The sequence below is a fragment of the Streptomyces sp. NPDC055078 genome, from assembly GCF_053607985.1.
Genome location: NZ_JBSGUP010000320.1, coordinates 1 through 9,192 on the forward strand (window position 1 = coordinate 1; position 9,192 = coordinate 9,192).

At 69.5% G+C, this 9,192-nt stretch carries 10 protein-coding genes; 8 read left to right on the forward strand and 2 right to left on the reverse strand.

From position 1 onward, the window contains the following. Positions 1-696: 696 nt before the first annotated feature. On the forward strand, positions 697-1,563 hold the full coding sequence (locus tag ACWF94_RS24305) for a DUF6344 domain-containing protein (RefSeq protein ID WP_453492203.1): 867 nt from the start codon (positions 697-699) through the stop codon (positions 1,561-1,563). A 55-nt stretch (positions 1,564-1,618) separates the two neighbouring features. Here ACWF94_RS24305 and ACWF94_RS24310 read toward each other — a convergent pair whose 3' ends face one another. Further along, positions 1,619-2,308 (reverse strand): DUF5324 family protein, encoded by a 690-nt coding sequence (locus tag ACWF94_RS24310; RefSeq protein WP_453492206.1) that lies wholly within the window; start codon positions 2,306-2,308, stop codon positions 1,619-1,621. A 348-nt stretch (positions 2,309-2,656) separates the two neighbouring features. On the opposite strand from ACWF94_RS24310, the gene ACWF94_RS24315 reads away from it, so the two are divergent. Both ACWF94_RS24315 and ACWF94_RS24320 read left to right on the forward strand, forming a co-directional pair. Continuing rightward, positions 2,657-3,190, forward strand: a complete 534-nt coding sequence (locus ACWF94_RS24315) for a peptidylprolyl isomerase (protein ID WP_453492209.1) — start codon at positions 2,657-2,659, stop codon at positions 3,188-3,190. 106 nt (positions 3,191-3,296) lie between these two features. Further along, the gene (locus ACWF94_RS24320) at positions 3,297-4,202 is read left to right on the forward strand and encodes a rhomboid family intramembrane serine protease (protein ID WP_453492212.1); all 906 of its coding nucleotides are present in this window, start codon (positions 3,297-3,299) and stop codon (positions 4,200-4,202) included. A gap of 402 nt (positions 4,203-4,604) precedes the next feature. Here the strand turns inward: ACWF94_RS24320 and crgA are convergent, their stop codons facing one another. Next, positions 4,605-4,862 (reverse strand): cell division protein CrgA, encoded by a 258-nt coding sequence (crgA, locus tag ACWF94_RS24325; RefSeq protein ID WP_453492215.1) that lies wholly within the window; start codon positions 4,860-4,862, stop codon positions 4,605-4,607. Positions 4,863-5,003: 141 nt separating this feature from the next. On the opposite strand from crgA, the gene ACWF94_RS24330 reads away from it, so the two are divergent. From ACWF94_RS24330 to ACWF94_RS24350, 5 genes are all read left to right on the forward strand, one after another. Then, a complete protein-coding gene (locus ACWF94_RS24330; protein ID WP_453492218.1) occupies positions 5,004-5,771 on the forward strand; it encodes a DUF881 domain-containing protein in 768 nt (255 codons plus the stop codon). Between the two features lie 340 nt (positions 5,772-6,111). Next, positions 6,112-6,303 (forward strand): hypothetical protein, encoded by a 192-nt coding sequence (locus ACWF94_RS24335; RefSeq protein ID WP_453492220.1) that lies wholly within the window; start codon positions 6,112-6,114, stop codon positions 6,301-6,303. Then, positions 6,300-6,959 carry an aminodeoxychorismate/anthranilate synthase component II gene (locus ACWF94_RS24340; RefSeq protein ID WP_453492223.1) on the forward strand — a complete coding sequence of 220 codons (660 nt, stop codon included), beginning with the start codon at positions 6,300-6,302 and terminating at the stop codon, positions 6,957-6,959. Before ACWF94_RS24335 ends, ACWF94_RS24340 begins: the two co-directional genes overlap by 4 nt. Before the next feature lie 32 nt (positions 6,960-6,991). After that, positions 6,992-8,335, forward strand: a complete 1,344-nt coding sequence (locus ACWF94_RS24345) for a class E sortase (protein ID WP_453492229.1) — start codon at positions 6,992-6,994, stop codon at positions 8,333-8,335. A gap of 59 nt (positions 8,336-8,394) precedes the next feature. After that, positions 8,395-9,072 (forward strand): class E sortase, encoded by a 678-nt coding sequence (locus tag ACWF94_RS24350; RefSeq protein ID WP_453492226.1) that lies wholly within the window; start codon positions 8,395-8,397, stop codon positions 9,070-9,072. Positions 9,073-9,192: the final 120 nt, after the last annotated feature.

The window sequence follows — 9,192 nt, forward strand, 5'->3', positions numbered from 1 at the left end:
CGGACCCCCCGGTGACATCGACCCTGCCGTCGCGGTTGACGTCCGCCCGGAGATCCGCCTTCGGCGCGGCCGGGGCGGCCGGTAACGCGGTCGCCTGCACCCCCGCCGTCCCGATGAGAACCCCCGCCATACCGGCGGCAGCGGCGGTGCGTCTCCAACCCTGGATACCCAAGGCGTCCCTCCTCGTTCGCTTGCTTCCCTTGGGACAGGAGGGGTTGAAGGGGCTGTTGGGTTGAGCGATTCCGCAGAGTTGTCTCAAACTCTGAGAACTGACTCGATCTCCCTGCCGGTCGCCGCCGATGCCCACTACACCCGGCCGACCGGTTCCGCGATGTTTCGCCGTCACTCGTCAACCTCTCCTGGACAGTCGTCGGGAGCGGCGACTGCATCAGCTCCCGATATCCACAGAGGGTCGCGAGTCGGTTACTCTTGGTTGTTATCGCAGGTGAAGGCCATCGGAGATGCCCTCTTCCCGGCTCTCCCGACCTGGATCGCACTGCTCGCGCCGTACCTCTCCGAGCGCTGCCGGGCCACTCGGCTGAGCCGTACGGGTGGTGTTCATCAGAAGAACTGCGTAGCGGCTGCGTCGGTCCCCCGCAACTCGCGATGCGTCCACATCATGTGAAAGGTACGTAGATCGCCCTAGATCTCCACAAAGGGGATCGCTCGCAAGGACTCGCAAGGAAGTGAGGAGCCATGGCCGCCATCAAGGTCAGAAATCTGTGGACCGCCTTCATCACCGCGCTCGTCGCACTGCTCGCCTCGCTGGGACTGCACGGCGCCGCCACCGCCGCGCAGCAGCCCGCCGTACGGACGCCGGAGCAGCCGAACCTGCCCGAGCAGCCGGTCCATGAGGTGCTGCCGGATGCGGAGCGGGAGCGTCCACGGAGTGTGCGGGGGGTGGTGCCGGCACAGAGTGCGCGGTGGAGCCCCTGGAGCCCCCAGGCTCGCGCGAGGTCGCTGCCGCCCACCATCAAGCAGCGCATCGGCGCCGAGGCCCATGGGTCGTCGCCCGCCGTCCGTAAACTGCCCGCCTTCGACGCGGGGAATGAGACGGCGGCCCTATCCGCATCCGGCGCCGCTTCGGGCACTGGTGCCGTTTCCGGACGGTCCGCTGCCGACTCCGGCTCCGGCTCTGGCTCCGGTTTCGCTTCCGGCTCCGGCTCCGGATCAGCTGCTGGTTCCGGTTTCGCTTCCGGCTCCGGCTCCGGATCAGCTGCTGGTTCCGGTTCCGGTTCCGGTTCTGTTTCCGATTCCGCTGCGGCCCCTGCTTCCGCTGTGGCCCCTGCTTCCGGCTCCGCCTCAGGCAGCGCGGGCTCGAGCGACGCGCTCACCGACCGTGCGCTCGCCGCCTCCGGTCATGAGCGGGGTACCGCGATCCCGGCCCCCGACAGGACCGGCCGTCCCGGTGACGGTTCCGGTCAGCTCACCGGCTCCGGCCGTACGGCGCTCCCGGCCGTCGTAGGCCCCCGTACCGCCCGTACGGCTCCCCTTAAGGCTTCCGGCACGGCCGCCGACCGTGTGGTCGCCCCGAGGGCGGATCGCGCGCTCACCCCGGCATGAGACGCCGGGAGCGCCTTGTCACTCGGATGAGCCGGAGCCACCGACGTCCCTGCGGTCAGCGACGATCGTCCCGGTCCGCGGACTCCGCATCGGCCTGCTTCGCCTGCACCTCCGGGTCCAGCGCCTCCGGGCTGCCGTCGACCGACGAAAGCGGATCGCGCTCCGAGACCTCGGTCGCGGCGGGCGGCTCCACCAGCCAGTCGGGATTGGCCTGCTTGTCCCACCACTTCCATACGGCGAAGGCCCCACCGGCCACCACGCCGGCGATCGCGAGACCCTTGGCGAGCCGCGCGGCCTTCGAGCGCCGCTCGTGCTTCCGCACCAGCTTCTGAATCTCCTTGGCTGTCACCTGACCGCGTAGCGCGGCCAGCGCGGCAGCGGAACGGGCCACGGCCTCCTCCCGTACGGGCTGAGCCACGGCCACCGCGTGCTCGACGCGCGGCTTGGTGTAATCCGCCGCCTGACGAGCGGCCCTCCGGGCCTGGACCGCCGCCCGGTGCGCTGCGTCGTCCACCTTCGGCGGCACATGCGGCGCGACATGCGCGCCGTACTGGACGCGAGCCCTGGTACGGGCCCGCTGAGCGGCCTTGGAGACTTTTGGCGCGAGCCGTACGCGAGTGTCATGCGCATAGCGCGCGGCCTGGTCCCGGGCCGTACCGGCGTAGGGCGCCACCACTTCCGCGGCGTGCAGCACGCTGTCCTTCGCCGAATCGGTCGCGGCGCGCACGCTGTCCATGCGGGTCACGGGGATCCTCCTCCTCGGTGGCGTTTCACTCTGTCCTGCGGATCACTCTGTCCTGCGGACCTGTCTGGCACCGTCGTGGGGACTCATCCCCAGGTCGGCACATTTCGCCTTTCCGCCTGCTGGCAAATCATGCCTGCCGACCGCTGCCTCGGCATGCGGGGCGGGCATCCGGGGGATCCGCCGGTCGCGCGGACGAAGCCCCGGACGCACCGACCGCATGCCGACGACGATGCCACGGTTCCTCCCGCAGCGCGCCCCAGCGGACGCGAGTGCGGAGGCGTCTCTCCGTCCGCGGCCCTTCCGTGCGAGGATCGGTGCGTTCAGAGAAGTCTTACGGAAGGCAGGACCGTGGCCGAGCAGCTTTTCGCCACCCTGAAGACCAACAACGGCGATATCGAGATCCGGCTCCTGCCGAACCACGCGCCCAAAACGGTCAAGAACTTTGTCGAACTCGCCCAGGGCGAGCGCGAGTGGACCAACCCGGCGACCGGCAAGAAGTCCCAGGACCCGCTGTACGACGGCACGGTGTTCCACCGTGTGATCAGCGGCTTCATGATCCAGGGCGGTGACCCGCTGGGCAACGGCACCGGTGGCCCGGGATACGAGTTCGAGGACGAGTTCCACCCGGACCTCGCCTTCGACAAGCCGTATCTGCTGGCCATGGCCAACGCCGGTCCGGGCACCAACGGCTCGCAGTTCTTCATCACCGTGTCCGCCACCGCGTGGCTGACCCGCAAGCACACCATCTTCGGCGAGGTCACCAGCGAGGCCGGCAAGAAGGTCGTGGACGCGATCGTGGGTGCGAAGACCAACCCGCGCACCGACCGCCCGGTCAACGATGTCGTCATCGAGTCGGTCGTGATCGAGACGCGCGAGGGCTGATTCCGGGACCAGGAGCCCGTTCTCCTGCGCACGGGAACAAATGCGCCCCGTCCATCCGTCTGGATGGACGGGGCGGTGTGTTGAGTCGGGAGGATTGAGGGATCTCATGGACCAGGCGCCAGGCAGTCCACAGGAGCCGCAGGGGCCGCAGGGCGCGCAGGGCCTGCCCAGCTGCTATCGGCATCCCGGTCGCGAGACGGGCATCAGCTGCACCCGTTGCGAGCGGCCGATCTGTACGGAGTGCATGGTCAGCGCGTCCGTCGGATTCCAGTGTCCCGAGTGTGTGCGCGACGGCTCCGGCACCGGCCACGGCCGCGGCGCCAACCAGCCGCGCACCATCGCCGGTGGCAGCATCGCCGCCGATTCCTTCCTGGTGACCAAGATCCTCATCGGGCTCAACGCGGCGGTCTTCGTCCTGGTGCTCGCGCTCGGCGAGCGGTTCGTCTCCGAGGTCGAGCTGATCGGGTACGCCATCAGCCCGCAGCTCGCCGAGATCGTCGGGGTGGCCGACGGCGAGTGGTACCGCCTGCTCACCGCGGTGTTCCTGCACCAGGAGCTGCCGCACATCCTCTTCAACCTGCTCGGTCTGTGGTTCCTGGGCAGGATGGTGGAGCCGGCACTCGGCCGGAGCCGTTTCCTCGCCGTCTATCTGATCTCGGGGCTCGGGGGCAGCACGCTCGCGTATGTGCTGGCCGCGCCGAATCAGCCCTCGCTCGGTGCGTCGGGCGCGATCTTCGGACTGATGGGCGCCTTCGCCGTACTGGCACGCCGGACCAATCTCGACATGCGGCCGGTCGTCCTGATCCTCGGGGTGAGCCTGCTGCTCACCTTCACCCGGCCCGACATCTCGTGGGAGGGGCACATCGGCGGACTGGTGGCGGGTGCGCTGCTCACGCTCGGGATGGTCTACGCGCCACGGGAGCGGCGGACGCTGGTCCAGGCGGCGACCTGCGCGGCGGTGCTGGCGGTCATCGTCGTCGCGGTGGTCGCGAGAACCGCGTCTCTGACCTGAGGCCCCTCGGGACCTCGACTTCGACCCACGGGCCCCCGCCCGCAGACCGCGGCGGACCGCGTCCCGGCCGATCGGCTCTCGCCCCGATTCGCTCATCTGAGCTGGGGTTTCCCCAAAGTTGTCCACAGTGCGTGGCGGATCTTGTGCATGGTGTGGGGGACATGTGTGCCCCTTGTCGCTGAGCCGGGTTTCCCCAGCAGGGACAAGGGGCGGGCTCCTTCACCGAGATGGCCGACGCAGTCACACCGGCGTCAACCCGCTGAAGGTTATCCACAGATCGTCTGACCTTTTCCCCACTGTGGACAACGCTGTGGATAACCTGGGGGCAGACCTTGACGACCAGGGGTCGCCGACGCTACGGCCGACCGTCGGCCGACCGCCGCCACCCCCGCCGAGCGGACGCTATTTCCACTGGGTGGAGACGCCGAAGCCGGCGGCGATGAAGCCGAAGCCCGCGACGATGTTCCAGTTGTCGATGCTCTTGATCGGCAGGCTGCCCTCGGTCACATAGAAGAGGACGATCCAGGCGAGCCCGATCAGGAACAGAGCGAGCATCACGGGCGCCACCCAGCTTCGGCTGGTCAGCTTGATGCTGGTCGCCTGCTTTCCGCTGGGCGGGGGCGTGAAGTCGGCCTTCTTGCGGATACGTGACTTCGGCACGAGGGACTCTCCTGTCGATGCGCTGCGTGACCGCGCAGGGAACTGTCGCTGACGCCGGGATCTGGAGCGACGGGGACCACTGCCTCCCCCGGGCGTCCGTTAGCGTAGTGCTTCCGCGGCGCCTGAGGAGATAAGGGTACGTTGAGCAATTCCGCCGACTCCAGGCCAGGGCCGGTTCGCTTCCTGAGGAAAAGGGCGGGCAGGCTGCTGACGGCTGCCGTTTTCGCTCTCGCCGGTCTGATCTTTGTCACCAGTTTCAACACCGCCAAAGGCACCAATATCCGTACGGACGCCTCCCTGCTGAAGCTCTCCGATCTGATCCAGCAGCGCAGCGCCAAGAACGGTGGCCTCGACGAGTCCACGGCCGCGCTCCGCGACGACGTCGACGCCCTCGTCCGGCGCGACGACGGCTCCACCAGCGCCGAGGACCGGCGGCTCGGCGATCTGGAGAAGGCCGCGGGGACCAAGAAGGTCAGCGGGCGGGCGCTGACGGTCACCCTCAATGACGCCCCGCCGAACGCGCAGGCGGCCCCCGGATACCCCGAGCCGCAGGCCAATGACCTCGTGATCCATCAGCAGGACCTCCAGGCCGTCGTCAACGCCCTGTGGCAGGGCGGCGCCAAGGGCATCCAGGTCATGGACCAGCGGCTGATCTCCACCAGCGCGGTGCGATGCGTGGGGAACACCCTGATCCTCCAGGGGCGGGTCTACTCACCCCCGTACAAGATCATCGCCGTCGGTGACCAGGAGCGGCTGGAAAAGGCGCTCGACTCGTCCACGGCGCTGCGGAACTACCAGCTCTATGTGAAGGCGTACGGGCTCGGCTGGAAAGTCGACGAGCGAGAGGCGGTGACTCTTCCCGGCTACTCGGGCACAGTGGATCTCCACTACGCGAAGCCCGTGGAGTAGCGCCTGTCCCGAAGGCCCCGCGGGGGACCCGGCGGAGCCCCGGCCCGGACCCGCGCGTACGGCGGCACCCCCCCCCGCCTACCGCGACGGCACACCCTTCGCCGAGATGTACGGCCCACGCTTCGGCCGTGGCCGGGACTGGCCGGTTCTCGAAGGCATGAGTACCGGCACCCCTTAAGACCTTGAGAAGGGGCCGGAGAGCAGCCACCGGCTGATCGCCTGGGCGCGTCCGGAAGCCACCCGGCCTGTGACGGACGGCAGAGCGGAAGCTTTGCGCAGCTGACCCGCGCGCCCGTGCCGACCCTTAGGCTGGGGCGGTACCGAACGGAAAGGGACGGCAATGTACGGCTGGATCTGGCGGCATCTGCCGGGCAACGCATGGGTGCGGGCAGCCCTCTCGCTCGTGCTGATCCTGGCGGTCGTCTACGTGCTGTTCCAGTACGTCTTTCCCTGGGCGGAGCCACTGCTTCCGTTCAACGATGTGACGGTTGACGGAGCGAGTGCCGGCACCGGAGAGGGGACGCCGCGATGAAGGGCGCCAACGCACGCATCCTGGTCGTCGACAACTACGACAGCTTTGTCTTCAACCTGGTCCAGTACCTGTACCAGCTGGGCGCCGAGTGCGAGGTCGTACGGAACGACGAGGTCGCCCCCGCCCACGCGCAGGACGGCTTCGACGGCGTGCTGCTCTCCCCCGGGCCCGGCACCCCCGAGCAGGCCGGTGTCTGCGTCGACATGGTGCGCCACTGCGCCGCCACCGGGGTTCCCGTCTTCGGCGTCTGCCTCGGGATGCAGTCGATGGCCGTGGCGTACGGAGGGGTGGTGAACCGCGCCCCCGAGCTGCTGCACGGCAAGACCTCGCTGGTCACCCATGAGGGCAAGGGCGTCTTCGCCTCGCTGCCCTCGCCCTTCACCGCCACCCGGTACCACTCGCTGGCCGCGGAGCCGACCGCGCTGCCGGTCGAACTGGAGGTCACCGCGCGCACGGCGGACGGGATCATCATGGGGGTGCGCCACCGTGAACTGGCCGTCGAGGGCGTGCAGTTCCACCCCGAGTCGGTCCTCACCGAGCACGGTCACCTGATGCTGGCCAACTGGCTGGAGCAGTGCGGGGACATCGGAGCGGTCGAGCGTTCGGCGGGGCTCGCGCCGGTCGTGGGCAAGGCTGTGGGCAAGGCCCTGGCGTGACCGCCCGGCGCCGTGGGGAGGAGTACGACCCTCTGACGGACCCCCTCCCGCCCGCGCCGGGCGTGACGGACCCCCTCTCGCCCGCGCCGGGCGCCCTGGAGCCCGTGGCCGGCCCCCCGGAGCCCGTGGCGCGTACGGAGCGGCCGTCGCCGTGGTTCCGGACGCACGCCCGGACGGAGCCCCGGCCCGGCGGGCGTGGGGGCGCTCCCGGAGATACGGCCGAGGGCGCGCGGGCGGCTGCCGGGAGCCATCAGCGGGACTGGCCCGCAGAGGCGGAGACCTGGTCCGCGCCCGGGGAGCCGTGGACGGCACAGCCACCGCGGTCCGGGCCGATATCCCCCGCCGCGCCAGGGGCCGCGCCCCCGTCCGCATCCCCGCCCCCGTCCGCATCCCCGCCCCCGTCCGCGTCGCCGTCCGCGCACCCCTCTGGGCCCGCGCCCGCCCCCGTATCCGCGTCCTCTTATGAGGGAGCGAAGGACGACGAGACGGTCGGGCTGCTGGTGCCGGGGACGCGGCGCTCCGCCCCTGGGTTCCCGGCCGGTACGGGGCATCCCGGGCCGGGGCGGGCCGAGCGCCGCAGGGCCGCCAAGGGCCGTGGGCGCAGGCGTCCCGGGCCGCCGCCGCCCCCCAGGGCGTCCGCCGCCGACGGGACCCCCGCCAGGCCGCTCTCACGGGTCGAGGCCCGCCGGGCCGCCCGCGCGGCCAAGGACAGTCCGGCCGTCATCGCCAGCCGCGCCATCGGTGAACTGTTCATCAGCTTCGGCGTACTGATGCTGCTCTTCGTCACGTACCAGCTCTGGTGGACCAATATCCGCGCCGGACAGGAAGTCGACAAAGAGACCAGCAAGATCCAGGACGCCTGGGCGAAGGGCCGGAAGCCGGGCGCCTTCCAGCCGGGCCAGGGTTTCGCCATCATGCACATCCCCAAGCTGGATGTGGTCGTCCCGGTCGCCGCGGGCATCGACAAGGAAAAGGTGCTCGACCGGGGCATGGTGGGCCACTACAGCGAGGGCAAGCTCAAGACCGCGCTGCCATCGGACCCGGCGGGCAACTTCGCGGTCGCGGGCCATCGCAACACCCATGGCGAACCGTTCCGGTACATCAACCGTCTCAAGCCGGGCGATCCGATCGTGGTCGAGACCCAGGACACGTACTACATCTACGAAATGGCGAACATCCTCCCCCAGACCTCGCCGTCCAACATCGGGGTGATCGGCCCGGTCCCGCCCGGCTCGGGCTTCACCGGGCCCGGCCGGTATCTGACCCTCACGACCTGCACACCGGAATTCACGAGTACGTATCGAATGATCGTGTGGGGCAAGATGATCGAGGAGCGACCGCGCAGTGAGGGCAAGCCGGACGCGCTCGTAGGCTGAGGGCAGCAGCGGAGTCCCGGGTTCCGTGGACCCCACACGTCCAGACGGGAAGAGATGCAGTGTCACGTGCGCGCAGCCGGGTCGCCGGCGTCATCAGTGTCCTCGGCGAACTGCTGATCACCGCGGGCGTGGTGCTGGGACTCTTCGTCGCGTACTCGCTGTGGTGGACCAATGTCCTCGCGGACCGGGAGGCGTCCCGGCAGGGCGATCGGATGCGCGACTACTGGGCGGACCAGGGCCCCGGCGAACTCGACACCAGGGACGGCATCGGCTTCCTCCATGTCCCCGCCATGAAGAACGGCGAGGTGCTGGTGAAGAAGGGCACCGACCCCAAGAAGCTCAACGACGGCATCGCCGGGTACTACACCAAGCCGGTCAAGTCGGCACTCCCCTGGGACGCCAACGGCAACTTCACCCTGGCCGCGCACCGCGACGGGCACGGCGCGAAGTTCCACAACATCCACCGGATAGACGACGGTGACCCGATCGTCTTCGAGACCCGGGACACCTGGTACGTCTACAAGGTCTACAAGAAGCTGCCGAAGACGTCGAAGTACAACGTGAAGGTGCTTCAGCCGGTCCCCAGGGAGTCGGGGAAGACCAAGGCCGGCCGCTACATCACCCTGACGACCTGTACGCCCGTCCTCACCTCCGACTACCGGTACATCGTGTGGGGCGAGCTGGTGCGCGAGATCAAGGTCGACAAGGACCGGACCCGGCCCGCCGAGCTGCGCTGAAACGATCCGGACGACGGGGGGAAACGATCCGGACGACGGGGGGAAACGATCCGGACGACGGGCGATGACGCCCCCGTTCCGTACGACGAAGGCCCCGGCCACCCCCAGGGGGTGCCGGGG

Excerpts from the sequence above, each read along its gene's own strand:
- ACWF94_RS24305 (WP_453492203.1), top strand. The coding sequence starts at position 697 with ATGGCCGCCATCAAGGTCAGAAATCTGTGGACCGCCTTCATCACCGCG.
- ACWF94_RS24335 (WP_453492220.1), top strand. The coding sequence starts at position 6,112 with ATGTACGGCTGGATCTGGCGGCATCTGCCGGGCAACGCATGGGTGCGG.
- ACWF94_RS24320 (WP_453492212.1), top strand. The coding sequence starts at position 3,297 with ATGGACCAGGCGCCAGGCAGTCCACAGGAGCCGCAGGGGCCGCAGGGC.
- ACWF94_RS24340 (WP_453492223.1), top strand. The coding sequence starts at position 6,300 with ATGAAGGGCGCCAACGCACGCATCCTGGTCGTCGACAACTACGACAGC.